Origin of the sequence: Thiorhodovibrio frisius (genome assembly GCF_033954835.1) — a bacterium.
Classification (GTDB): Bacteria; Pseudomonadota; Gammaproteobacteria; order Chromatiales; family Chromatiaceae; genus Thiorhodovibrio; species Thiorhodovibrio frisius.
Map to the genome: position 1 here is coordinate 1,795,989 of NZ_CP121471.1, position 22,114 is coordinate 1,818,102.

Sequence of the window (22,114 nt, forward strand, 5' to 3'; positions counted from 1 at the left end):
CAGAAATCAGCGATTTAAAGATTTTATATCGTGCCTATTTATGACGAATTAAAGGGTCCATGGTCGGTTTAATTTCTCAAGCCGCCGGTTGAGTCATGGCGCCTGCCGGACGAGCACCGAGTACGCTGGGTGCTGATTTGTGGAATGAGGGATAAACGCATACCATGAAACGTAAGGTTTACCTCGAAACCTCGGTTGTCAGCTACCTGACAGCCCGTCCAAGCAAGAATGTGATTGAAGCGGGTCATCAGCAAATCACCTACCAATTTTGGGATAGGCGCAACGATTTTGCTCTTTTCGCATCGGAGCTTGTTCTTACGGAATGCGCCGCTGGCGACCCGGAGGCCGCCGGCAAGCGGCTTGCTGCTTTGCGTGGTATCGAATTGCTTGACATCACACTTTACAGCGTCGAACTCGCCAAGGAACTGGTAGCCACAGGGATCGTTCCCGCGAAGGCGAGTGAAGACGCATTGCATATCTCGATAGCCACGGTTCATTTTTCCGACTACTTGTTGACCTGGAATTGCCGTCATATCGCCAACCCGGAAATCCAAGCCAAAATTTCCGAGAACTTCCAGGGTAAAGGTCTATTGTTACCGTTTATTTGTACGCCAGAAGAGCTTATCGGAGGAGAAGATGAGTGACAGCATTGTTCAAGAAGTTCGCGCTATTCGCGAACAACATGCGGCCAGTATGGATTACGACTTAGATCGAATATATGCTGACTTGAAGGCTCGGCAGAAGAAGCACGCGGCAGAGGGATGGGTTATCGTTTCCCCTCCTTCCAGTCCCCCGTCAGAGCCTAACATGACATTGCAGCGGACTCGCTTCGCTCGCCGCTGAACTCGACGTTGAAGTAATCCGCTCCGCGGAGCTTCCTCGCCCGCCGGCCCCGACCCACACCTGCCGCTGACAGCGCAATTGCAGATTGTCGCCCACACTGAAGATGACCCAATCAGGGTCGTTGACAGAGGGTCTGACGATGACCGCATTACGCCAACGTATGATTTCCGCCATGCAGATGCATGGCTTCTCCGCGCGCACCCACCAGAGCTACCTCGCCGCAGTGTGCGATCTCGCCAAGTATTCACGACGCGCGCCTGACACGCTTGTACCGGCTGATCTTCAATGTAAGCGTTCAGTTAAGTACATCTAGCCCCGCCCATGGCGATCAGCCACGATGCCGCCCACATGAACAGCGACAGAGGGCATCAGCATGGCACATAGGCGGCGCACTCGCCAGCAGTGGCAAGCGTTGGTTGATGGGTGGGCGAGCAGCGGTCTGACCCAGGGCGAGTACTGCCGGCGCCACGGCATCTCGGTAGCGAGTTTTGCGCGCTGGCGCGCCATCTTCCGCCGCCCACTCCAGCACCCGGCCCCTCCGGCCGAGCCAACGCCTAGCGCCGGCCCCACTCATAGCCTGGTCCCGGTGCACTGGCTCAGCGACGACGCACCCACCGCCACCACCGCGCTGAGTCTGCATTGTCCCGGTGGCCTGTGCCTGGACATCGGTGCTGGCGTTGATACCGCGACATTGCAACAGGTCATCCGACTCCTACGCGCAGCCGCCTCATGATCGGCATCGGCACCCACACCCAGGTCTATCTGGTAGCCGGCGCCACCGACATGCGCAAGCAGATCGATGGCCTGGCCGGGCTCGTCAGCGACACCCTTGCCGCCGACCCCTTCTCCAGTCATCTATTTGTCTTCTGCAATCGCGCGCGCGACAAACTCAAGATTCTCTATTGGTACAACAACGGCTTCTGGCTGTGGTATCGGCGTTTGGAACAACAGCGCTTCTGGTGGCCATCAGCGAGCGTCAGCCAACCTGTGACATTATCGCTACGCGAATTGCATTGGTTACTCGAAGGACTCGATCCGCAACAGATTGAAGGCCATCAGAAAGCGCGTTTCAATCTCATTTAATTAGCAAAAAATGCTTGTATTGGAACAGGTATTGTCGCTATGATTCGCAGCATGGCATCAATAAAAAGGGTCTGGATGGATTTGTTTTCCGGACTGTAAATCAACGCGCAATCAATCGCCTAACGATGGCCTTCAGTCCGACCACTCGCTACGCTGGCGGCGGCTGAGGCTGGCGTTAGCCGCATCCACTCAAACATGAGAATTAATTATGATAGATACCACCATATCGAAAGAGCATGTGGAAAAAAGAGTAGATGACTGGGTGAAGCGCATTGCTAACCTATATTCATCAATACAAGAATGGCTAGATCCGCTGCCTTCATACGAAATAAAAAAGGAAAATGACGTAAGGATGTATGAAGAACTTATGCAGAAGAATGATATTTCTGAGCGTACGTTAACTAGTCTTGAAATATATTTTGAAGGAAGTATCGTCGCAACAGTAAAGCCTATCGGTTTATGGATAGTTGGAGCGAACAGAAGAGTAGATATTTTGCTAAACAAAGGCGCTATAATGCTAGTTGATATATCAGAGCACTTTGAAGCCCCTATATGGATTTCACATCAGAGACCGAAGACAGGTAAGGGCGAAGAATTTAACAAAGAATATTTCTTCAATTTACTTGGGGTCGGTTGAAATGAATATTTTCGAAGAGCTTGAAATACTATACTCGGAAATTGATGACCACTACGCCAGGGAAGAATTGGCAGCACGCAGAAACTCTGATGATGAGAAAGAAAATGAATTTGCAAGAAGGAGAGAGCCCAAAGTACCGTTGCTTTCCTGATTTCCGCCGTTCAACAGGAGCATTGTAATGCGCAGATTACCCGTTTTCTTCGTACTGGACTGCTCAGAATCCATGGTTGGGGACAATCTCCGCAAGATGGAGGAGGGCTTGCAGGCGGTTGTGCAGTCATTGCGCGGCGATCCGCATGCTCTTGAGACTGTGTATCTTTCCGTCATCGGCTTTGCTGGTGTGGCCAGGACTATTGTCCCCTTGGTCGAGCTGGTGTCCTTTTATCCGCCGCGCCTGCCCTTGGGCGGTGGCACCAGTCTTGGCGCGGCACTCGAAACGCTGATGTACGAGATCGACCACGCTGTTGTTCGCAGTACGCCCGAGCGCAAGGGCGACTGGAAGCCGATTGTCTATCTGTTTACTGACGGGCATCCGACTGACGACCCCAGTGCCGCCATCGACCGCTGGCGTCAGCACTACGCCAATGCTGCCATGCTGATCGCGGTCGGCATGGGCCGGGAGGCGGATTTTACCGCGCTTAAGCGTCTGGCCGACCAGGTTCTTCTGTTTGAGGAATCGCGCGCGGGCGATTACAAAAAATTCGTCGACTGGGTCAGCGCCTCGGTGCTGTCGCGCAGCCAGAGCTTGGGCGATCCCACGGCAAGCCCCAGCGTGGATACCTTCGATGAGCGAGTGCTCAGCCTGGTTAAGAGCCCACCGCCCGGTCAGGCGGATGATTCCTGCGTGACTCTGGTCGGGCGCTGCCAGAAGACGCGTCACCCCTATCTGATCAAATACGAGCGCGAACAGCAGAATCTGGCGACCAGCGAATTCAGCCTGCCCCTATCCGCCTATCGACTGGCGGGCTGCTATCCGCTCGATGAAGGCTATTTTGACTGGTCCGATCCGCGCAGTAATAATCAAAAGGTGAACAGCTCCGACCTGATGGGAGCGCCGGGATGCCCGCATTGCGGGAATGCAACGGCTTTTGCGGTCTGCGGCTGCGGAAAACTCATGTGTGTCAATGGACCCGGGGAGGCGATCTGCCCATGGTGCGAAAAAACAGTCGGCTTCGCGCCCGCAACGGCGGGCGACGACGGCGGATTCGAGGTGCGACGGAGTCAGGGCTGACGGAGACTCCGATGGAGCAACTCCCACTTCCGCACGCAGCACCGCGCGCGGGCTTTTTTCTGCCCAATGCCAAGGTCGGGGTTGAGTATTGCGCCACCCTGGAAGGGCGTGATGCGAGCGGTCAGCCGGTCAACATTCTGGACCTCAGCCTGCCCGAGGAACTCGGCCTGATGTTCGACTCCCAGACCGGACGGGTCAGCGGCTCCCCGCGCAGCAGCGGCGATTATCGACTCCCTCTGCGCTGGAGTCCCGCAGCGAAGGGCAGTTATCCGGGGGAATGCCTGCTGATCGTCAACCCCGATCCAAAAAGCCTGTGGAAGCAGCTTGAGCCACCGGCCGATGCTCCCTATCCCAAGCCCCATCAGGACTGTCGTCTGATCACCGGCGAGTCTGGGCTTCAGCTCCTGGCCGCCAGTCGGCGCGGTCGTTCGCACGAGCATCAGGGCAGCTTTCGTGACGACGATTTTCTCATCCAGGCGGATGATAAGACCGGCTGGAGTCTGCTGCTGGTTGCCGACGGCGCCGGCAGCGCGCAATTCTCGCGCGAAGGCGCCAGAGTCGCCGTCACAAGTGCAGCGGAGACCCTGAATCAAGCGCTCGGCGGCGATCTGGGAGAAGCCTTGGCACAGAAGCTCTCGGCCTGGGACTCAGACCCAGGCGCAGCAGCCGAAGCCATCGGGCGCGAGTTTCATGCGCTGTTTCATCAGGCCGGGACTCGAGCTGTTCAGGCCATTGAACAAGCCGCCAAAACCCAGAGCGCCAAGGCGCGGGACTATGCCACGACGCTGTTGGCCGCCGTGGTCAAACGCGAGAACAATGGCCTCTTTCTGGCCTCCTTCTGGATGGGCGATGGTGCCATCGCCGCCTATGGCCCCGCCGGCAAGGTGCGACTGATGGGCACGCCCGATGGTGGCGAATTCGCCGGGCAAACGCGCTTTCTCGACGCCGCCTCGCTCGCCGATCCGGGCTTTGCCAAGCGCATCGGCATCGGCTACTTCCAGGACATTGAGGCCGTGCTCCTGATGACCGACGGCGTCTCGGACCCACGCTTCGAGACCGACAATGGCCTGAAAGACCCGGTGCGCTGGGACGCGCTCTGGGACGAACTAAAGCCCCTGCTCGCCGCCAGCGAACCCGCGCAGGCACTGGTCGACTGGCTGCATTTCTTCTCGCCAGGTCACCACGATGACCGCACCATCGCGCTGTTGCGCCCCGCCGCCGGCACGGCCCCGATGAGGAACCCCTGATGGCAGAGGTCATCACCTGCACCACCATGGACGGACAGAGCGTTTCCTTTGTTGATGAGGTCATCGGCTCGGGCGCGATGAAAGAGGTCTATTTCGCACCCGATGCCTCTTACGTGGTCGCCTTCTACAAGAACCCGCAGGACCAGCAGGCACGCGAGCGCCTACGGATGATCACCGGTAGCTATCGCGAAAGCATTTTCGATCAGGCCGGTGGCGACTATTGGCGGCAGCTTTTTTGCTGGCCCACGGCCATGCTTGAGCATCAGGGACGCCTGGGTATCGTCGCGCCCAGCTACCCGCGCCATTTTTTCTTTGAGCACGGCTCGAAAAATAACGACATGCTCAAGATCAAAGGTCGCGAGAAAGAAGGCAAATGGTTCGCTGCGGCCAGTCTGCGGCAACGCTTCATGGACCCGCGCGAACTTGGCGATTGGCTCGGACATCTCAAGGTTTGCCTACTGCTGGCGCGCGCGGTGCGACGCCTCCACATGGCCGGGCTTGCCCATTCGGACCTGTCTTACAAGAATGTCCTGGTCGATCCCTCGCGCGGCCAGGCCTGTGTCATCGATGTCGACGGGCTGGTGGTGCCGGGAAAATACCCGCCCGACGTGGTCGGCACGCCCGACTTTATCGCGCCCGAGGTCGTCAGTACCAGCCAGCTGCCCAAGGATGATCTCCAGCGCCGGCTGCCACGACGCGAAACAGATCAGCACGCGCTTGCGGTGCTAATCTACATGTATCTGCTCTACCGCCATCCATTGCGCGGGCGCAAGGTTCACGACGCCCAAGACGAGCAGCGTGATGAACTTTTGTCGATGGGCGAACGCGCGCTCTTCATCGAGCATCCGCAGGATTTCAGCAACCGTATTCAGCTCGCCAACGTCGAGCCCACTGAATTACCCTGGGCGGACACTCAAAAGCGCCCATTCCAACTCTGCGGACCCTATCTCAGCCCGCTATTTGAGCGCGCCTTCGTTACCGGACTGCACGACCCCGGCCGGCGTCCCACAGCCAACGACTGGGAGACCGCTCTGGTCAAAACCGTCGACCTGATCCAGCCATGTCAGAATCCCGACTGCGAGCAGAAATGGTATGTCTTCGACAACAGCGTCAAACCCCGCTGTCCCTTCTGCGGAACCGCCTTTCACGGTCAACTGCCGATCCTCAATCTCTATTCCTCGCGCGAGGAGGGACAATTCCGACCTGACAACCATCGTCTGATGGTCTGGACAGGGCAATCGCTGTTCGCCTGGCACGCCAACAACCGCATTGCCCCCAATGAACGCCTAACCGAGGCACAGAAGAGCCGCGTCGGTTACTTTATTCTGCACGACGCGCACTGGTGGCTGGTCAACGATGGCCTCCCCGACTTGCTCGACGCCACCACCAAAACCCCGATCCCCATTGGCGAAAAGCTGAAGCTCAGCGACGGACAGCAGATTCTGCTCTCATCAGAAGATGGCGGGCGACTCGCCGTGGTGCAGATGGTTGTTGCATAAGCACGCATGATCAGAGTCGGGCTGATCGGCCACGCCCAGATCGGTTTTGACCTGTTGGCGTGGCACGATCAGGTGGCGATGACCGTTAGAACACTGGCGTGCTGTTCTCAAACGAGCGATCAGGTCTGATTTTAATGATCCGGTACGCCGAGGTTGAGCCGTAGGCCGTGCCATCGCTAGAGATTGCGAAGTCCTCGAAGTATTCCGGCCAACCTTGCAGTTTGTCAGGACTGAATTGCGTATGGTTCAAGGTCCCCAATTTCGTGTAGGTGCCCCTCGAAAGACTGCCACTCAACACGATACTCTGATCAGGAGAAACCCCGATGCCGTAGTTAGAGCCATTGCCAAGCTCGAATAAGGTAATTTCCCCTTCGGGCGTGATTTTGGCGTTCACATCGGTGTAATTCAACACAATTCCAGCCTCGCCCTCAAAGAGCACCTCTGCCCCTGTCATGCTCGGGGAGTAGTAGACCTTTTGTTCCCAAAGTTTTTCACCGCCGGGAACCGCAAAGACCATAAATTGGCTGGTTTTTCCATCGTGCTTCAGTTTGAACTCGGCTTTTTCCAGACCGCGCAGTTCTGACGGAGCTTGTTCTTTTGTCTCCGACTCGTCAGTGACGGTTTGTGTCAAGACGCCCAGTCGTTCACCAGAGGCATCAAGTCCCAGGGCGGCTATCTTCTGGCCCTTCGGGAAGGAAACACTGCCTTGCTCGCTCAGATCAGTCATATCAAGAAAGCTGATGATGTTACCGTTGTAATCAGGATTCAGAACCGCGATCCGATTGGCCTCACGCGCGGCGCTCATCTTCTCTGATTTTGGCCGGTTTCCGGCAACCTCCCAAGTCTTGGTATCGATTGACAGCAGTGTTCCGCTGGTGTCTTCCGCCAAGAGCACGGTTCCGTCCTTGTTGAAATCAAGCTTGATGATGCAGGTACCCAGCCAAAGCCGGTTGACAACTTCCATATTCTCTGTGTTCAAAACGTACAAGGTCCGGTTTTCTCCAGCCGCTGCCAGGATGTCGTCCTTTGGCGATAAAGCAACGGCCAGGCCACCGAGCGGGGTGGAATTTGCCATTGTTGCGGTGGCGAACACCGATAAGATTCCCAATAGAGCCAAGATCGCGAGTTTTTTCATTCGTGTGTCTTCCTATGTGGGTTGTCACTAAGAGACGTCTGCGAGAGTCCTCCTGCCGGTTGGCAGGGGCAGTGCAACTCTAACACGGTATTGGCGACCGCTGCGGCCAGCCCGAAGAATGACAGGCTGCTGTTTCGGTAACGATGCGCAGGGAACGCGGATAGGCGTTGGCGCGGGCCATGGGCATCGGAACGCCCTCTGTCGCGGGCGCCCAGGGGTGAACTGGGTCTGTTCGCCGAAAGCATCCAAGGATTATCGGGAAGAGTCGCGTAGAATCGAAGTCTTTAACAATTCGCCGAGAAAGGTAACTGATGGCAAAACCCAATTATGCGTTCGAGAAACGCCAGCGCGATCTGGCAAAGAAGGCCAAGCAAGAGGCAAAGCGCCAGCGCAAGACAGCTGCGGCAGAAAACCCGGAGAGCCCAGAAAACCCGGAGAGCCCGGAAAACTCGGAACCGACCGCTCCACCAGCGGCAACAGATGATGGGATAACCGAGACAAAGCCGGGTTCTTGATTCCTGTCACAATTTTCCCATGCTTCAGATTACGTCCAGACTTTTCATCCCCGATGCCGAGTTGTCCGAGCGGTTCACGCGGGCGCCGGGTCCGGGCGGGCAGAATGTCAACAAAGTCGAGACTGCCGTTCAGTTGCGCTTCGATGCCGCCCGCTCGTCGGCGCTGCCAGAGGAGGTGCGCCGGCGCCTGGTGCATCTGGCAGGACGGCGCGCGGATCAGAATGGCGTAATCACCATCGAGGCACATCGCCTCCGCACCCGTGAACGCAATCGTGAGGATGCGCGCGAACGCCTGGTGAGCTTGATCCGTCAGGCGCTCCATCAACCCAAACGCCGCATCGCTACCCGGCCAACCCGTGCTTCGCGCGAACGGCGACTCCAGGCGAAGCAGGTTCAGAGTCGGCTTAAGCAGCAGCGCAGACGCGCCCTGGATGATTAGCGGCAAGTGCGGCGTCAGACAGGACTGGGCATGACCACTGGGGCGTCGAAGACCTCGGCCACTATCCGCTATTGGTGAAAACCAAAATGGATGTTGCTCAGGTGGAAAATCCGGTAAGGATCACTTATCGGCAAAAAAAACCGCTGAATCGGGTCGTGCTCTCTGGTTTTTTAGCTCAAATCGGACACGGGCTGCCCGGTGCGTCCAAATACGCTCAACGCGGTCACCGTGATCAGTATCAAAGCCGCGCCTAGAATCTGCGCAATGGCCAGGTGTTCATGCAAGATCACGACGCCAAAGAGTGACGCGGTCACGGGTTCCACCATAGCGATAATGGAGGCCACGGCTGGCGCGGTATGATTGAGGCCGATGATGTAGAGCATGAACGACAAGCCAGCGCCAAACACACCGAGAGCCGCGAACAGCGGCCAATCCGGTGTGTTTAATGCCGCAAGGATCTGGTCGCTATCGCTCGGCCAGATCAGGATGGCGGCAAGGACGGCAAAGGCGATTGACAGAATCGCCTGCGGGCTGCCATGGGGAGCGGCGTATTTGAAGCCGAAAATAAAGACGGCGTAAGATAACCCGGCCAGCAGTCCGGCACCGACCCCCAGCGGCGTGACGCCATTTGCCCCGATATCGTAAATCTGTGTCAGCAGCACAACGCCGAGCATGACCATGACAATGGCTGCCCACTTGAGCGCGGTGGGCCGTTCCAGCCCGAGTGCGAAGGACAGGAGATAGACGAACACCGGCGCGCAGTACATTAAGGTCGCTGCCACCGCAACGCTGCCCTGCGCGATGCTGACAAAATAGAAAGAGAAATTGCCCGCCACGCCCAAGCCGGCAAGTGCGGACCAGAACCATAACCGGCGATTGGCCAGACCGCTGCGCCCTGGGCGCAGCGCAAGCCAGACGAGGACGCATAGCAGTCCGATCACGCCGCGATAAAATGAAACGACGAAGGCATCCCAGCCGCTGGCCATTAGGATACCGCCGATGCCGCCTGATAACCCCCAGAAAACCGCCGCCAAGACGACGAAAGCGGTACTTGCGCCAAGCATTCGAGACACCCTTTTTATCGTGAAACGGCGGCTTTGGTGGCAGCGGGGCATGGCGCTCGAAGAATTCGAGCCTTTCGGGAAGGCTTGTGCCACTGCCAGGGCACCCAGCGCCGGTTCCGATGGCGGGCAAACGGCGTTCGTGCTGTTTTGGCTCGGCGCTGCCGCCAAACTCGCTGTGGGCGCTCAGGCGTCGGCAAACACCGCGTTGTGCTGCTCCTGGACGCGAATGAAGGTGGTGCGCTTGCTAAGCTCTTTTAGGCGTTGGGCGCCGACATAGGTGCAGGCCGAGCGCAGGCCGCCGAGTATGTCATTGACGGTGTTGATCACCGGGCCACGGTAGGGCACTTCGACCGTCTTGCCTTCAGAGGCGCGGTATTTGGCCATGCCGCCTGCGTGCTTGTTCATGGCCGTGTCCGAGCTCATGCCGTAAAAGACCTTGTAGTGCTTGCCATCGCGTTCGATCCTGTCCCCGCCCGACTCCTCATGACCGGCGAGCATACCGCCGAGCATGACAAAATCGGCGCCACCGCCAAAGGCTTTGGCGATATCGCCGGGCACGGCGCAACCGCCATCGGAGATGATTTGCCCGCCCAGCCCATGAGCCGCGTCGGCGCATTCGATGATGGCCGAGAGCTGGGGGTAGCCGACCCCGGTCTTGATGCGGGTGGTGCAGACCGATCCGGGGCCGATACCAACCTTAATAATGTCGGCACCTGAGAGCAACAGTTCCTCGACCATTTCGCCGGTGACCACATTGCCGGCGATGATGACGTGCTCCGGGAAGTGCTCGCGAGTCTTGCCGACAAAGTCGACGAAGTGCTCGCTGTAGCCGTTGGCCACATCGATGCAGATAAAATACAGTGACGGGTGACGCTCCAGTACGGTCTTCAGGGTATCGAGGTCGCGCTCAGTTGTGCCCGTGCTGATAGCCAGGTTGTCCTCAATGCCCGGATGGGTGTTGAGAAAGTCCGCCCAGGTATCCGGGCTGTAATGCTTGTGGACAATGGTGAGCAGGCCCGGCTTGGCCAGGGCTGCCGCCATCTCGAAGGTGCCGATGGTGTCCATGTTGGCAGCCATAATGGGCACCCCGGACCAGGCTTTTCCGCTGTGAAGAAAACTGAAGCTGCGCTCCAAGGACACCTGCGCGCGCGAGCGTAAGGTGGAGCGTTTGGGGCGGATCATCACATCCTTGAATCCAAGCTTCAGATCGGTTTCGATGCGCATGGGCGGACTCCTGCAATGGCTGGGATGGCGTGAGACGGAACCCAAGTCGATTCAGTCACCGATGCGCGAACCGACGACAAAACAACCCGGCGGGCCAAGAAATCTGGACCACAATAGACCAGCTGCGGATTGGAATACAGGCCCAGCGACCCTGCTTCAATCCTCGGTTTTCAGTGCTCTGCGGGCCTCAGCGATGGTTGCATCCCAACGCGCGTCAAGTGCCCTGTTGATTCCGCGGCAACACCGGGCCACCTGTTCGGCCCAGTCAAGATACTCCAGCTTGCGCTCCAGCGGCCATCCGGCGGGTGGATCGGCAAGAATGTCACGAATATTGGCGATCTTGTCAGCGATCTTGAGTTGTTTGGCGGAGGCCGACGCATGAGCAGCGTGCTCAATTTGCAGCGCCTTGCGCCTGTGTTTCGGCAGCGACTTGTCGTCTGTGACTTCCGCCACAAGCGCGCTGATCGCTGGCCCGAAGCTCTGTTCCAGTTCGACCAAGGTGGCATCAGTGTCTTCAACCGTGTCGTGCAGCAGGGCGGCAGCGAGCAGGTCTGAATCGCGCACGCCGCCCTCTGACGACAAGAGCCAGGCGACAGCCAAGGGGTGGTTTATATAAGGCGAGGCTGCGGCATCCTTGCGCCGCTGATGACGGTGTTTTTCCGCAGCAAAGGCCGCAGCCTGAAGGAGCAGGGAAGACTCGTTAACGGAGGTGTTCATGATGTTTAACGCCAGATGAGGCTCCATGGTTGCGCAGTTGACTGAAATTGCGCCTTGCCAGCCGAATCGTGCCATCGACATCTTATACCCAGCGGACATCAACTTTTCGGCCTGTTTCGGACTGGGCAGCAGTCACGGGACGCCCTAATCCCTGCTGCGGGGACTCCATGGCGGCAATTCTCCGCCGGAATCTCGTGACCGCGACCTGGCCTGAAACAGAAAACGTATTTGCAACTGCGATATTTCAGGTTTGTTTTGCAAGTAAACTCAGTGATCTGCCCGTCTTGCTAAAGCCTTGCGGGGCATCTGTGCATGGATTTTGCTTACTTAAGAACCATGACACGTCCACTCTGGCATTACATGGTCTGGTATCGCTCTGCCGCCACCGTGCGGCCAGACAATCATTTGTTGCCGTTTCCGGTCACCTTCTATGCGGCGGCACATTGCTCACCCCTGTCAGCCTGATTCGCGCAGCGGCCTTGGCTGGGGTCGATTTCGCTGAGGTGGTTGTTGAGCGATTGCACTGTGGCGAGGACAAAGTCGGCCTTGCAGGCGCGTTGTTTGGGCAGGAAGTCGTTCATGTCGAGCAGGCCGGGGGCTGTGGTAGTGGGTCGGACCATCGACCTCGAAGGCGATCATTTTGCTGCCAGCCCGCAGGGCGAAGTCGATGTAGCGGGCGCCGCCTTATCCAGCAAGGCTGCCAGTGTGGATTCGTCCATGTCGGTGAAGAATCGTCCATCCTTCTCGCGCTCCGTCGTTCCGTGTGTGAATGAGGCGTAGAAAATACCACTGGTTGTAAGGGCCTTGGCAAGCTGTTCTAGAATGTACGCCAAGTCGCTGCTAGGGATGTCAAGTAGGCTGGCGCAAGCCCAGATACCGTGAAACTCGTCGTGCCAAGGGATGTCGCGAAAGTTCATGCAGTGAATGGGCTCGCCCATATGCTCGCTTGCCAAGGCGACCAGAGACGGCGACGAATCGAATCCTGTTGTGGCAACCCGTGAAGGAGTCTTTGTCACCAGCCTCGTTGGCGAGGAACTGCGCTATTCACCGACTATCTGCGGAAATGCGGCACCGCTAACTGTCCAGTCCCTGCCTGACGGTCTGAGTCAAACCGGCGCCGCGCGCATTCACGCCTATCTGCACCGCAAGGAAGGTGACCTGTGGAACTCCCGCTACCGGCACCGCCGCGCCGGCAGCGTCTTTCCGGATCACCTCAGCCTGCAAGAGGAATGGGACATGCTGGTCAGGGAGAACCTGAACCAACTGAATGGTCCGCAAGGCTGATCCAAACGCTCGCTACCAAGAGGAGTTCCAGCATGAGTTTGCACTGTCTTCCCTGTCTCGATTCCGTCGAACAGGCCGACGCGCGCCAACGCGAATTGCAAATCCCACGCGAGCGAGCAGCCGCGCTTGGTCAGTCAGCGCTCAATGCTATCCTGGACGGGCATTACATCAACCAACAAGGGCAGCGGGTCGAATGGCAGCAGGCGATTGGGCAGGCTCTCGCGCTGCGACGCTCCATCTCGCCAGATGAAGCCTTGCCAACAGCGGACCGGGTCGCGCCCAGCGCTACCCGCGTTCAGGTCACCAACCAAACCACATTGGCCGCAGCCGAGCGCTTGACCAAGGCCGGAGCGCAGTCGGTGCTGGCGCTGAACTTCGCCAACGGCATCCAACCTGGCGGTGGTTTTCTGCATGGTGCGCGCGCGCAGGAAGAAGTGCTGTGCCGTTCCAGTGCGCTCTATGCCACGCTGCAAGGCGATCCGATGTACGCCGACCACCAGCAACGTCCGCTGCCTGATTCAACCGACTGGGCCATCTACTCACCCTTGGTCCCAGTGTTCCGCCGCGATGATGGCACAGCGCTGGATGCGCCTTGGCCGCTGACCTTCCTGACCTGCGCCGCGCCCTATGCGCCGAGGGTCGGCCAGCCGCGCTCGGGCGATCTGCTCCACCAGCGCATTCATCGGGTGCTGGCCATCGCACATGCCATGGGCCATGACGCCTTGGTGCTGGGCGCTTGGGGCTGCGGTGCCTTCGGCAATGATCCGCGACGCACTGCCGAGTCCTTCCGCACGCATCTGGAGCAGGCATTCCCCCGCGCCTTCGATCAGGTGGTCTTTGCCATCACCGACTGGTCCTCGGAGCGAACCACGCTTGGCCCATTCCGCGAAGTTTTCAGCCAGCCGGCTTGAGGGAAAAGGGGCGACCTGGCTCAGGCGAGCGACGCATCGACCTGCTGGCTTCATTTGGGCGCGGAGACTCAGGTTTTCTCGAAGCAAGGATGGGTAAATCCCCGATGTCGCTTTAAGAAAGTCCCTTATCCACCGACTCTGTGGATAACCTTGTGGGTAAAGTTGTCACAAGGCGCCTAAGTCCTTGTCTTGGTGCGCTTCGTTTTCGATTGGTCAGATTCTTTACGGTCTATAAGTGACTGTTTTTGTTTTTGTCTGGTGCCTATTCCATCATCTTGTAAGTGGTTGAAACAAGCATTTTCGCGCAGAACGTGTGTCCCAGCGGTGGCTGTTTATAAACTCCGGGCCGGTTGTCAAGTCCCGATGTCCCGCCGGTAAGCCTGAAGCATCGCAGGGGCGCAGCTTTCATCTGTTGCGGCAAGTCCCGACCGCGCGCTCCTAACCCACCAAAACTTGCGTCCTGGCTTCAGGTCACCGCCGGCGTTTTCAGCCGGCGAACTGCGGTGGCCTGCATCGCCTCAAGAATGACCGCCGTGCCGCGCGCCTCGATCGGCGGTTCTTTCGGCTTGGAGCCCAGCACACATAGCACGGGCATGGTGCTGGTAGGCTCGTGCGTCGACAGTGCAAAAGAGGCTTCTGATTCATGTGCGGACGTCTTGCACAATTGAGCGCTCTACCGGATTCAACCAACGCACGCGCGGGAGCAATGCGATCACCAAAGGACAGCGCCTAGGTTGGAAGATGACGGGGAAGAGGATGCAATCAGCCGTGATGTTTGGACCATAGCCGCTGCTTGCGATGGGGAAAGATCAGGTCTAGACTTTTATCCACACGGATGCCTCGGCATCCAATTGCTTTGCTGGCTGATACGAGGATACCGCTTTGGATCACGCACTGCTCGCCGTCGCGCTCACACCGACCACTGCCGATTTGACATCAGGCGGTTCGGTGATTTTGCGCGCGAGCGATCTGTCCAGTGCGATCCATGTCGATTACCTCAGCTCATCACTGCGCCGCTGCTACCTCAACCGCCGACCATTCGGCAAAACGACAGCGCGCACTTGCTGATCGCCTGACCGGTGTCCCCGTCAGTCGATCTGGCGGGGTTGAGCAACACCGGAGTTCCCAGGCTTCTTTTTCCGAAACCTCCTCTTCGCAACGCCATCCCGCCGTGGTTCGGCCCCGTTGGCGCATAAAAGCCAATGGCGGTCATGTCGTCTCGGCGCCCTGGTTATACCCTGGCGCGCCGGACCAACACTGCCGCTCCGAAGCGGCGAGGAGGAACAAGCATGCCCATCCGGCAGGTATTCACCGAGGGTGAGAAGCCCGTCAAGGTCTGGACCGATGACATCGATGCACGCTCGCAAGCGCAGCTCATCAACATCTCCAGGCTGCCCTTCATTCACAAGCATGTCGCTGCCATGCCCGATGTCCATCTTGGCATCGGCGCGACTATCGGCAGCGTCATTGCCACCGACAAGGCCATCATCCCGGCCGCCGTCGGGGTCGACATCGGCTGTGGTATGGCGGCTGCGCGCACCTCGCTGACGGCGGATCAGCTCGATGAGAAGGGCCTGAAGAAGCTGTTCGACCAAATCAGCCGCGACGTGCCAGTCGGGCGCGCGCAGCACAAGGATGATCGGGCGCTGACCGATGCGGCTGAGCCCTTCGCTGCGCCGCTCAAGGTCATGACCGACAAGCACCCGCAATTGCTCAAGGCCTTCGGGCGCTTCTCCAACTGGGTCAACCAGATCGGCACCCTGGGCGGTGGCAATCACTTCATCGAAGTCTGTCTGGATGAATCCGACCGGGTGTGGGTGATGCTGCACTCCGGAAGCCGTGGCAACGCCATCGGCCATTACTTCATCGAGCTGGCCCGGCGCGACATGGAGCGCTGGATGATCCAACTCCCGGATCGGGATCTGGCCTACCTGCCTGAGGGTACCGAGCACTTCGACGACTATGTCGAGGCCGTCTCCTGGGCGCAGACCTACGCGCGCGAGAATCGCGACCAGATGATGCGCCTGGTTTTAGCTGCACTTGCGCGGCATCTGCCGGAGTTCAGCGTCACCGAGGAAGTGGTCAACTGCCATCACAACTATGTGGATCGTGAAAACCACTTCGGCGCCAATGTCTGGGTCACCCGCAAGGGTGCCATCCGCGCGCGGGAAGGTGATCTTGGCATCATTCCCGGTAGCATGGGCGCGAAAAGCTACATCGTGCGCGGCAAGGGCAACCCCGAGAGCTTCTGCTCCTGCGCCCACGGCGCAGGGCGGCGCATGAGCCGCACCGCCGCCGAGAAGCAGTTCAAGCCAGCCGACCTGGAAGCCCAGACCCAAGGTGTGGTGTGCCGTAAGGACAAAGGGGTGCTTGATGAAATCCCCGGCGCCTACAAGGACATCGACCAGGTCATGGCCAACCAGAGTGACCTAGTCGAAGTGGTGCATACCCTCAAGCAGGTGGTGTGCGTGAAGGGATAAGCGACACGGGGCAGCCTGCTAGAGCCTCCTGGTTCTCGCTGACGCAATCTCACTCTATTCGAGGGCGAAGGATGGCTAAACGCAATTTGATTAATCACGAGCGCGTGATGACGGCTCGGACGGTGAGGGATATCCATCCCGTCGTACGCCGCCTTGCAACCGATCTTGCGGGCGTCCCCGACCTCAAATACGTCAAGATTTTTCCGCGACGGGTTGCCGCCTCAAATATCCTTTCTGAGAACGGTAAAAAGAATCCTGTCGTTACAATCGGCGCGGCGCAACGGCATACGGAGGCAAATCGCTCCATGCGCAGTCACACGGAGAGTCATTCCTTGCGTTATTCGATAACCGATTTGAGCACGGGCTATACATTTTGGATGAGCCCGAGGCTGCCCTGTCGCCCCAACGCCAACTGGCCTTTCTAAGAATAATCCACGATCTCGAAGCTCCGGGTCATGCGCAGTTCGTCATTGCGTCGCACTCCCCGATATTGCTGGCATACCCGGGAGCTACTCTTTACCAGTTTACAGGCAGCGGAATTGAGGAAGTCGCCTACCGTGATACAGAACATTTCCTCGTCACCAAGGACTTTCTAAATGCGCCGGAGCGTATGCTGAAATACCTGTTCTCGGAAGATGACGCAACCTAACCAGAGCTGGTGGCACCGCGCACCGACAACGGCTAAACGTCCGGAGGTGGCTGGACTCTGGATGGTCAGCTGACCAGCCTGACATGGCTCAGTTGGTTGAGCGCTTGCATTCGATGCGATCAACCTTCGAGGACGGAATCGCGGAGAGAGGGAGAAACATCGGAGTGGGCTCCGGTCGGTCGAGCAAGGTGCCTTCAAGCGCGGCGAACGGCTCGAAACCATAACGCAGATAGAAGTCCTGTGCCTCGGGCTTGGCGTCGACCACAACACCGACGCAGCCGATGTCCTCTGCTGTTCGGCGGGCGAGCTCCAACGCGAAACGCAGCAGGGCCTTGCCGATTCCGCAACCTTGCGCGTGTTGACCCACGGCAAGTCGAGCGACACGCAGGACTGGCAGTGGATAACGTGGAAGCCGGCGACGACGCTCTTCCGGAAGTGCGTCAATGGTAATCTCGGACGGAGCAACGGTGACGAAGCCGAGGATGTCGCCCTCCGCGACCGCAACGTATGTCACTCCGAGGTGATGACGAAACTGATTCTGGCCCGCGAAGCGCTGAAAGAACCGATCAAGATCAGGATTTCCGCTGGCGAATCGGCAGCGATCATCGCCGGGTTCGAGTCTGCGGATCCGAAGATTCATTCGGAATCAAGCGGCAGAGCATTTCCGGGGTCGTCGAAGAGCGCCTGCATCACATGATTCGGCGGCTCGTTGGCCGATAATCGTTCAAGCAGCCTATCTCCGGCCTCGCGTCCGACGACAAGCCGCCCCGGGATCAGCGCATCGTCCGGAATTTCACTGACCGCCTGTAGGTGATGCAGGAGGGCTTGTTCGATCACGAATCCTTTCTTCAGGCCGCGCGCTCGAACATAGCGTTCGAGACGGTCACGCGTTTCAGGAGAAATGTTTGCTGAGATCTGGGTCATTCGGACATTCCCGAGTTTTCTACGGAATTGTAGGAAAGTCTAGCATAGGACAAACCAGCAATGTCGAGACCGCTGGACGGAAGCCATCAAGCATGAGTGGCTCACCGCGCTGTTCCGGAATCGCCCGAAACTCCAAGAAGCGAAGCTGGCGCGGACCATGACTTGAATCAACCGGGCCGTCCCAGACAGTTCGATCAACGGACACAAATGCACAATCAAACAGTTAGCGGCGGCGCGCCAGCTCAACACAGTCCTTGGCCAAGGAGCCGCTCGGAGACCGCACGGCTCCTACGGTCGTCCGCGTGCTGAAGATACGATCTCGGTTGCTGGGCACATGTCATGTGATTATATTATGTGCATGATTTTTGGATTTCTTTTTGGACTCTTGGGTTGTTTGAGTCCCGCGCAAGGAGACTGCCGTGCTCGCCACCGTCCGTGACGCCTGCCAAATTCATCCGATGGTCCATGACTACCGGATGACCGAGGCCATCGAGAACCTGTCGGACTTGATTTCGGACGAAGGCGACGGCCGCGCGTTTTTTTCGCGTAACTATGTCACCCAGGGCATGGAAGAGCTGTTTCGCGAGGGGCTGCTGCGTCTGGCGGGCAAGTCCGACCAGGCCGCCTTCGAGCTGGCTCAGGCCATGGGTGGTGGTAAGACGCACATGATGGTCGCCCTGGGGCTGCTGGCGAAGCATCAGCATTTGCGGGGTGAGGCGTTACCGCAAGAACTCGCCGAGCGGTTGGACTTTGGCCCGGCACGCATCGCCGCCTTCAACGGGCGCAACGATCCCGATCATTACATCTGGGGCGAGATCGCCGAGCAGCTCGGGCCGGATGGAATCGAGGCCGACCTCATCCGTCCTTATTGGGAGTCAGGTCCGCGTGGTGTCGACGAGAAGAAATGGCTCGAGATCATCGGCGAGAAACCGACCCTGATCCTGCTCGATGAGCTTCCGCCCTACATGCTCAACGCCTCGACCCGGGTCGTGGGCAAGGGGTCCCTCGCGGACGTGGTGACTTACAGCCTGAGCAACTTGTTGGCCGCCGCCATCAAATTGCCGCGTTGCTGTGTGGTCATCGCCAACCTGTCGGGCAGCTACGAGGCGCAGACCAAGGACCTGGCGCGGGTCATGTCCAATTTGAAGCAGGAATCCAACCGCCAGGCGCAGACCATCACTCCGGTGCAGCTGGCCGGTAACGAGATTTATGAAATCCTCAAAAAGCGCCTGTTCACCGCGCTTCCGGAGGACAAAACCGTTGATTCGGTGGCGGAGACCTTCGCCGAACAGGTCAAGGCGGCCGAGGATGGCGGCTACATCGCCGCGCGCTCCATGGAGGAAGTGGCCGAGGAAGTGCGCGAGACCTATCCCTTCCATCCCTCGTTCAAAAACCTGGTCGCCTTGTTCAAGGAAAACGAAGGTTTTCGCCAGACGCGCGGACTGATGCAGTTCACCGCCAGGCTGCTGCGCAGTGTCTGGCAGCGTGATGACAACGACGTTTTCCTCATCGGAACCCAGCATCTGAATCTGAACGATGTCGAGGTGCGTGACGAAATGCAGCGCATCAATTCCGCGCTGATTCCCGCCGTGGTCAACGACATCGCTGACGATGGCAATGCGCGCGCCGAAGAGATCGATGCCGATCTCGGCGGTGACGCGGCCTCCCAGGTCGCCAAGCTGGTGCTCTCAGCCTCGCTGTCGCGCGCGGTCGGCGCTCACAGTGGGCTCACCCAGGCCGAGATCATCGAGTACCTGGTTGCCGCGCATCGCAAGCCCGATGAATTTCTTGCCGGCCTCGATCGCCTGCGCGAGCGCGCCTGGTATCTGCACCGTGAAAACGAGCAGTTCTATTTCAAGGAGACCGAAAACCTCGGGCGGCGCATTGAGCGCGACGCACGCCAAGTGCCGCTGCCTAAGATCGAGCAGGCGCTGATCAATCGCCTGACCGGCCTGTTCAAGACCCAGAGCAAGTCCCGCGCGGCCTACCAGGACGTGCAGATCATGCCCAAGCTGGACGACGTGAAGCTGTCTGGCAGCCGCATCCTGCTGGTGGTGCAGCCCGACGGGCGCACGCCACCGGAGGCGATTCGCACCTTCTACGAGTTCCAGCAAGAGAAGAACAACGTCCTGATCCTCTCTGGCCAAGACAGTCACCTGGCCAACGAGGTCGAAGCGCGTCTGCGAGAGCTTTACGCCATCGAGAAAATCCACGCCAACCTCAAGCCCGGCGATAGTCTCTATGACGAGGCGCGTGACAAGCTCGAGGAACTGGAGGAACGCTTCACCAAAGCCGTTTCTGGCGCCTTCAACCGCCTCTTTTTTCCGGGCGGCGATGGTGAGCTGGTCATGGCAACCATCGACAATGGCCTGAGTTTTGGCGAAGGCGACTATTCCGCCGAGACACAGATCGAGAAATTGCTTGCCAGCGCGCGCTGCGACAACAAGCTCGCGCTCGACATGACCGACGAGCTACCGAACTACTGGGCCATGGCTGAAACCTTCCTCTGGCCCGCCTCGGATCGGCGCGTCCCCTGGCGCGATCTGGTCATGCGTGCCAAGACCGACCCGACCTGGCCCTGGCTCCCAGGAGCACGCGGCCTCGAGGTTCTGCGTGATGAGGCGCTCAAGCAGGGCCGTTGGCGGCAACATGCCGATGGTCACATCGAAAAAGGACCTTTCCCGGCCGAGAAGACCTCGGTCAATGTCACCACGCTGAGCACCAACCGCGAGACCGGCGAGACCATCCTCTCCCTCACCCCGCGCAACGCCGGCGACAGCCCGCGCGTCTGTGTCCTCAAGACCAACGCCGTCAGCGAACAGGACGAGCAGGTCGACAACCTCGAGGAATATCGCACCACCGAGGCGACACTCTATTTCCTCGCCATCGACAGCAGCGGCAAGTACCAGACCGGCGAGCCGACCCGCTGGACGGCCGATCTCACCATCCGTCATGAGCTGCACAAGGTCGCCGACGGCCGCAAGCTCGAGCTGCGCTGCACGCCCGCGGCCGAGATGCGCTACAGCCTCGATGGCACCAATCCCAAGGAAGGCACGCTCTACAGCGAGCCCTTCGCGGTGCCGGCTTCCGCGTCGACCCTGCTGGTGGCCGCCAAGGCTGGTGAGGTGGAGAAGGTCGCGAAAATTTCCATCCCGGCCGATGGCGACGACCGGGTCAACATCGATATCACCAAGCCGGCACGCATCCCCGAGACCAAGCGCATCGCCATCGACAACACCGACAAGGTCTTCGGCATTATCAATACCTTCAGTGGTCGTCCCGACATCCATCTGCGTGGCGTGATGATCGTCATCGGCGAAGGCGAGCATGGGGTGCAAATCCGCTTCAACGAGCGCGAGCTGACCCTCGCCGCCATCGAAACCGCCATCCGCGGTGTGCGCGAGGCGATTGGCGACGAGCACGCGAGCGTGCAGGTCACCATTCGCGGCGGCATCAACTTCGGCGATGGCTATGCGCTGAAGCAATTCGCCGAGTTGGTTGGCGTCGGGCTGTCCGTCGGTGATGTGGAGCAAGACGCATGAGCACTGCCACGATCAGCGTGCCGACCCATGCGGCGCGCGCCAATGCGGGGGCAGGTCTTGGAAAACGCTCGGCGAAGCCAGTCTATGCCCATCGCACTCTGGGCTTTGGCGTGCCGGCCACCTCCGATCCACATCACTTCGTCGTCACCATCCCCCGGGGCAACGCCGCCACGGTCCTGATCAGCGAGCACCTTGGGATGGGCGCCGGCGCCGCGCCGGAGCAGGTGCTGGACCGCGTCCTGCTGCAACGCGCGCGTTGGAGTGCGATTCGCGCCGAAGTGCAGCGCGCCTTCAATGCTCGCTTGAAAGAGCACAACCTTGCCACCGGTACCTGGAAGGTCGGTGACAATCCGGTCGATCGTCTGCTCGGCAAGGAGCTGTGCGTGCTGGCCTGGGCGATCGAACATCTGGACCCGGACAAAATTCCCGTCGCTGTGCGCAACTGGCTGGCCCTGCGCCCGGAAGAGCGCTGGTGGCTGTTTGGCATGACGGCCATCGCCAGTGGCGGCATTCAGGACGGCGAGCAAGGCTGGCGCGTCGCACTGCGCTACGCCCTGGGCGATGTGGCGCAGAATGAACTCGTGCATTCCCGGCGCCTGGTCCCGAAAGTCGATGCCCGTCCGCAACAGACGCTGGCACTGTTCGACGATTAGGATCGCGAGTGATGAACTATGATTAATCATCAATCAT

The 22,114-nt window shown here is 59.0% G+C and carries 27 protein-coding genes; 18 read left to right on the top strand and 9 right to left on the bottom strand.

Annotation, left to right across the window (positions count from 1 at the left end):
* Positions 1-164: 164 nt before the first annotated feature.
* The 9 genes from Thiofri_RS08335 to Thiofri_RS08375 all read left to right on the top strand — a co-directional run bounded on the left by Thiofri_RS08335 (position 165) and on the right by Thiofri_RS08375 (position 6,540).
* Positions 165-644, top strand: coding sequence for a type II toxin-antitoxin system VapC family toxin (locus Thiofri_RS08335; protein WP_009148210.1), 480 nt, complete (start codon positions 165-167; stop codon positions 642-644).
* A 377-nt stretch (positions 645-1,021) separates the two neighbouring features.
* Positions 1,022-1,156 carry a hypothetical protein gene (locus Thiofri_RS08340; protein WP_407702937.1) on the top strand — a complete coding sequence of 45 codons (135 nt, stop codon included), beginning with the start codon at positions 1,022-1,024 and terminating at the stop codon, positions 1,154-1,156.
* A 60-nt stretch (positions 1,157-1,216) separates the two neighbouring features.
* Positions 1,217-1,576 (top strand): IS66 family insertion sequence element accessory protein TnpA, encoded by a 360-nt coding sequence (tnpA, locus tag Thiofri_RS08345; RefSeq protein WP_009148213.1) that lies wholly within the window; start codon positions 1,217-1,219, stop codon positions 1,574-1,576.
* Positions 1,573-1,926, top strand: coding sequence for an IS66 family insertion sequence element accessory protein TnpB (gene tnpB / locus Thiofri_RS08350; RefSeq protein WP_009148214.1), 354 nt, complete (start codon positions 1,573-1,575; stop codon positions 1,924-1,926). The genes tnpA and tnpB overlap by 4 nt, the downstream gene beginning before the upstream one ends.
* Positions 1,927-2,134: 208 nt before the next feature.
* Positions 2,135-2,563 carry a hypothetical protein gene (locus Thiofri_RS08355; RefSeq protein WP_009148215.1) on the top strand — a complete coding sequence of 143 codons (429 nt, stop codon included), beginning with the start codon at positions 2,135-2,137 and terminating at the stop codon, positions 2,561-2,563.
* A 1-nt stretch (position 2,564) separates the two neighbouring features.
* A complete protein-coding gene (locus tag Thiofri_RS08360; RefSeq protein WP_190275798.1) occupies positions 2,565-2,714 on the top strand; it encodes a hypothetical protein in 150 nt (49 codons plus the stop codon).
* 27 nt (positions 2,715-2,741) lie between these two features.
* The gene (locus Thiofri_RS08365; protein WP_009148216.1) at positions 2,742-3,794 is read left to right on the top strand and encodes a TerY-C metal binding domain-containing protein; all 1,053 of its coding nucleotides are present in this window, start codon (positions 2,742-2,744) and stop codon (positions 3,792-3,794) included.
* A gap of 11 nt (positions 3,795-3,805) precedes the next feature.
* Complete coding sequence (locus Thiofri_RS08370) at positions 3,806-5,041, top strand: PP2C family serine/threonine-protein phosphatase (protein WP_009148217.1); 1,236 nt, start codon at positions 3,806-3,808, stop codon at positions 5,039-5,041.
* Complete coding sequence (locus Thiofri_RS08375) at positions 5,041-6,540, top strand: helix-hairpin-helix domain-containing protein (protein ID WP_009148218.1); 1,500 nt, start codon at positions 5,041-5,043, stop codon at positions 6,538-6,540. Before Thiofri_RS08370 ends, Thiofri_RS08375 begins: the two co-directional genes overlap by 1 nt.
* A gap of 85 nt (positions 6,541-6,625) precedes the next feature.
* Here the strand turns inward: Thiofri_RS08375 and Thiofri_RS08380 are convergent, their stop codons facing one another.
* Complete coding sequence (locus Thiofri_RS08380) at positions 6,626-7,675, bottom strand: YncE family protein (protein ID WP_009148219.1); 1,050 nt, start codon at positions 7,673-7,675, stop codon at positions 6,626-6,628.
* A gap of 311 nt (positions 7,676-7,986) precedes the next feature.
* Here Thiofri_RS08380 and Thiofri_RS08385 point away from each other — a divergent pair, with 311 nt between their 5' ends.
* Together Thiofri_RS08385 and arfB are read left to right on the top strand one after the other, a co-directional pair.
* Positions 7,987-8,190 (top strand): hypothetical protein, encoded by a 204-nt coding sequence (locus Thiofri_RS08385; protein ID WP_009148220.1) that lies wholly within the window; start codon positions 7,987-7,989, stop codon positions 8,188-8,190.
* A 19-nt stretch (positions 8,191-8,209) separates the two neighbouring features.
* Positions 8,210-8,629: an alternative ribosome rescue aminoacyl-tRNA hydrolase ArfB gene (gene arfB, locus Thiofri_RS08390; RefSeq protein WP_009148221.1), complete on the top strand. Its 420-nt coding sequence runs from the start codon at positions 8,210-8,212 to the stop codon at positions 8,627-8,629.
* Positions 8,630-8,799: 170 nt separating this feature from the next.
* Here arfB and Thiofri_RS08395 read toward each other — a convergent pair whose 3' ends face one another.
* The 5 genes from Thiofri_RS08395 to Thiofri_RS08415 all read right to left on the bottom strand — a co-directional run bounded on the left by Thiofri_RS08395 (position 8,800) and on the right by Thiofri_RS08415 (position 12,551).
* Complete coding sequence (locus Thiofri_RS08395; protein WP_009148222.1) at positions 8,800-9,693, bottom strand: DMT family transporter; 894 nt, start codon at positions 9,691-9,693, stop codon at positions 8,800-8,802.
* A 183-nt stretch (positions 9,694-9,876) separates the two neighbouring features.
* Positions 9,877-10,917, bottom strand: coding sequence for a GMP reductase (locus Thiofri_RS08400; protein WP_009148223.1), 1,041 nt, complete (start codon positions 10,915-10,917; stop codon positions 9,877-9,879).
* Between the two features lie 156 nt (positions 10,918-11,073).
* The gene (locus Thiofri_RS08405) at positions 11,074-11,634 is read right to left on the bottom strand and encodes an HD domain-containing protein (protein WP_040856384.1); all 561 of its coding nucleotides are present in this window, start codon (positions 11,632-11,634) and stop codon (positions 11,074-11,076) included.
* Positions 11,635-12,062: 428 nt separating this feature from the next.
* Positions 12,063-12,254 (bottom strand): hypothetical protein, encoded by a 192-nt coding sequence (locus Thiofri_RS08410; RefSeq protein WP_009148225.1) that lies wholly within the window; start codon positions 12,252-12,254, stop codon positions 12,063-12,065.
* A 15-nt stretch (positions 12,255-12,269) separates the two neighbouring features.
* Positions 12,270-12,551 (bottom strand): hypothetical protein, encoded by a 282-nt coding sequence (locus Thiofri_RS08415; RefSeq protein ID WP_223296722.1) that lies wholly within the window; start codon positions 12,549-12,551, stop codon positions 12,270-12,272.
* Positions 12,552-12,621: 70 nt separating this feature from the next.
* On the opposite strand from Thiofri_RS08415, the gene Thiofri_RS08420 reads away from it, so the two are divergent.
* Together Thiofri_RS08420 and Thiofri_RS08425 are read left to right on the top strand one after the other, a co-directional pair.
* A complete protein-coding gene (locus Thiofri_RS08420; protein WP_009148226.1) occupies positions 12,622-12,918 on the top strand; it encodes a hypothetical protein in 297 nt (98 codons plus the stop codon).
* A gap of 32 nt (positions 12,919-12,950) precedes the next feature.
* Positions 12,951-13,829, top strand: a complete 879-nt coding sequence (locus Thiofri_RS08425; protein ID WP_009148227.1) for a TIGR02452 family protein — start codon at positions 12,951-12,953, stop codon at positions 13,827-13,829.
* A gap of 466 nt (positions 13,830-14,295) precedes the next feature.
* Here Thiofri_RS08425 and Thiofri_RS08430 read toward each other — a convergent pair whose 3' ends face one another.
* On the bottom strand, positions 14,296-14,424 hold the full coding sequence (locus Thiofri_RS08430; RefSeq protein WP_009148228.1) for a hypothetical protein: 129 nt from the start codon (positions 14,422-14,424) through the stop codon (positions 14,296-14,298).
* 287 nt (positions 14,425-14,711) lie between these two features.
* Between Thiofri_RS08430 and Thiofri_RS08435 the strand changes: the two genes are divergently transcribed.
* From Thiofri_RS08435 to Thiofri_RS08445, 3 genes are all read left to right on the top strand, one after another.
* Positions 14,712-14,897 (top strand): hypothetical protein, encoded by a 186-nt coding sequence (locus Thiofri_RS08435; RefSeq protein WP_040855668.1) that lies wholly within the window; start codon positions 14,712-14,714, stop codon positions 14,895-14,897.
* A 221-nt stretch (positions 14,898-15,118) separates the two neighbouring features.
* Positions 15,119-16,309, top strand: a complete 1,191-nt coding sequence (locus Thiofri_RS08440; RefSeq protein ID WP_009148229.1) for an RtcB family protein — start codon at positions 15,119-15,121, stop codon at positions 16,307-16,309.
* A 373-nt stretch (positions 16,310-16,682) separates the two neighbouring features.
* Positions 16,683-16,958: an AAA family ATPase gene (locus Thiofri_RS08445; protein ID WP_051023831.1), complete on the top strand. Its 276-nt coding sequence runs from the start codon at positions 16,683-16,685 to the stop codon at positions 16,956-16,958.
* Between the two features lie 88 nt (positions 16,959-17,046).
* Here the strand turns inward: Thiofri_RS08445 and Thiofri_RS08450 are convergent, their stop codons facing one another.
* Positions 17,047-17,598, bottom strand: coding sequence for a GNAT family N-acetyltransferase (locus Thiofri_RS08450; RefSeq protein WP_009148231.1), 552 nt, complete (start codon positions 17,596-17,598; stop codon positions 17,047-17,049).
* On the bottom strand, positions 17,595-17,882 hold the full coding sequence (locus Thiofri_RS08455) for a ribbon-helix-helix domain-containing protein (protein WP_009148232.1): 288 nt from the start codon (positions 17,880-17,882) through the stop codon (positions 17,595-17,597). Before Thiofri_RS08455 ends, Thiofri_RS08450 begins: the two co-directional genes overlap by 4 nt.
* 419 nt (positions 17,883-18,301) lie before the next feature.
* On the opposite strand from Thiofri_RS08455, the gene Thiofri_RS08460 reads away from it, so the two are divergent.
* Positions 18,302-21,424: an anti-phage-associated DUF499 domain-containing protein gene (locus tag Thiofri_RS08460; protein WP_009148233.1), complete on the top strand. Its 3,123-nt coding sequence runs from the start codon at positions 18,302-18,304 to the stop codon at positions 21,422-21,424.
* Positions 21,421-22,077 carry an anti-phage-associated DUF3780 domain-containing protein gene (locus Thiofri_RS08465; RefSeq protein ID WP_009148234.1) on the top strand — a complete coding sequence of 219 codons (657 nt, stop codon included), beginning with the start codon at positions 21,421-21,423 and terminating at the stop codon, positions 22,075-22,077. Before Thiofri_RS08460 ends, Thiofri_RS08465 begins: the two co-directional genes overlap by 4 nt.
* Positions 22,078-22,114 lie beyond the last annotated feature (37 nt).

Excerpts from the sequence above, each read along its gene's own strand:
- Thiofri_RS08335 (WP_009148210.1), top strand. The coding sequence starts at position 165 with ATGAAACGTAAGGTTTACCTCGAAACCTCGGTTGTCAGCTACCTGACA.
- Thiofri_RS08340 (WP_407702937.1), top strand. The coding sequence starts at position 1,022 with ATGCATGGCTTCTCCGCGCGCACCCACCAGAGCTACCTCGCCGCAGTG.
- tnpA (WP_009148213.1), top strand. The coding sequence starts at position 1,217 with ATGGCACATAGGCGGCGCACTCGCCAGCAGTGGCAAGCGTTGGTTGAT.
- tnpB (WP_009148214.1), top strand. The coding sequence starts at position 1,573 with ATGATCGGCATCGGCACCCACACCCAGGTCTATCTGGTAGCCGGCGCC.
- Thiofri_RS08355 (WP_009148215.1), top strand. The coding sequence starts at position 2,135 with ATGATAGATACCACCATATCGAAAGAGCATGTGGAAAAAAGAGTAGAT.
- Thiofri_RS08360 (WP_190275798.1), top strand. The coding sequence starts at position 2,565 with ATGAATATTTTCGAAGAGCTTGAAATACTATACTCGGAAATTGATGAC.
- Thiofri_RS08365 (WP_009148216.1), top strand. The coding sequence starts at position 2,742 with ATGCGCAGATTACCCGTTTTCTTCGTACTGGACTGCTCAGAATCCATG.
- Thiofri_RS08370 (WP_009148217.1), top strand. The coding sequence starts at position 3,806 with ATGGAGCAACTCCCACTTCCGCACGCAGCACCGCGCGCGGGCTTTTTT.
- Thiofri_RS08375 (WP_009148218.1), top strand. The coding sequence starts at position 5,041 with ATGGCAGAGGTCATCACCTGCACCACCATGGACGGACAGAGCGTTTCC.
- Thiofri_RS08380 (WP_009148219.1), bottom strand. The coding sequence starts at position 7,675 with ATGAAAAAACTCGCGATCTTGGCTCTATTGGGAATCTTATCGGTGTTC.
- Thiofri_RS08385 (WP_009148220.1), top strand. The coding sequence starts at position 7,987 with ATGGCAAAACCCAATTATGCGTTCGAGAAACGCCAGCGCGATCTGGCA.
- arfB (WP_009148221.1), top strand. The coding sequence starts at position 8,210 with ATGCTTCAGATTACGTCCAGACTTTTCATCCCCGATGCCGAGTTGTCC.
- Thiofri_RS08395 (WP_009148222.1), bottom strand. The coding sequence starts at position 9,693 with ATGCTTGGCGCAAGTACCGCTTTCGTCGTCTTGGCGGCGGTTTTCTGG.
- Thiofri_RS08400 (WP_009148223.1), bottom strand. The coding sequence starts at position 10,917 with ATGCGCATCGAAACCGATCTGAAGCTTGGATTCAAGGATGTGATGATC.
- Thiofri_RS08405 (WP_040856384.1), bottom strand. The coding sequence starts at position 11,634 with ATGAACACCTCCGTTAACGAGTCTTCCCTGCTCCTTCAGGCTGCGGCC.
- Thiofri_RS08410 (WP_009148225.1), bottom strand. The coding sequence starts at position 12,254 with ATGGTCCGACCCACTACCACAGCCCCCGGCCTGCTCGACATGAACGAC.
- Thiofri_RS08415 (WP_223296722.1), bottom strand. The coding sequence starts at position 12,551 with ATGAACTTTCGCGACATCCCTTGGCACGACGAGTTTCACGGTATCTGG.
- Thiofri_RS08425 (WP_009148227.1), top strand. The coding sequence starts at position 12,951 with ATGAGTTTGCACTGTCTTCCCTGTCTCGATTCCGTCGAACAGGCCGAC.
- Thiofri_RS08430 (WP_009148228.1), bottom strand. The coding sequence starts at position 14,424 with ATGCCCGTGCTATGTGTGCTGGGCTCCAAGCCGAAAGAACCGCCGATC.
- Thiofri_RS08440 (WP_009148229.1), top strand. The coding sequence starts at position 15,119 with ATGCCCATCCGGCAGGTATTCACCGAGGGTGAGAAGCCCGTCAAGGTC.
- Thiofri_RS08450 (WP_009148231.1), bottom strand. The coding sequence starts at position 17,598 with ATGAATCTTCGGATCCGCAGACTCGAACCCGGCGATGATCGCTGCCGA.
- Thiofri_RS08455 (WP_009148232.1), bottom strand. The coding sequence starts at position 17,882 with ATGACCCAGATCTCAGCAAACATTTCTCCTGAAACGCGTGACCGTCTC.
- Thiofri_RS08465 (WP_009148234.1), top strand. The coding sequence starts at position 21,421 with ATGAGCACTGCCACGATCAGCGTGCCGACCCATGCGGCGCGCGCCAAT.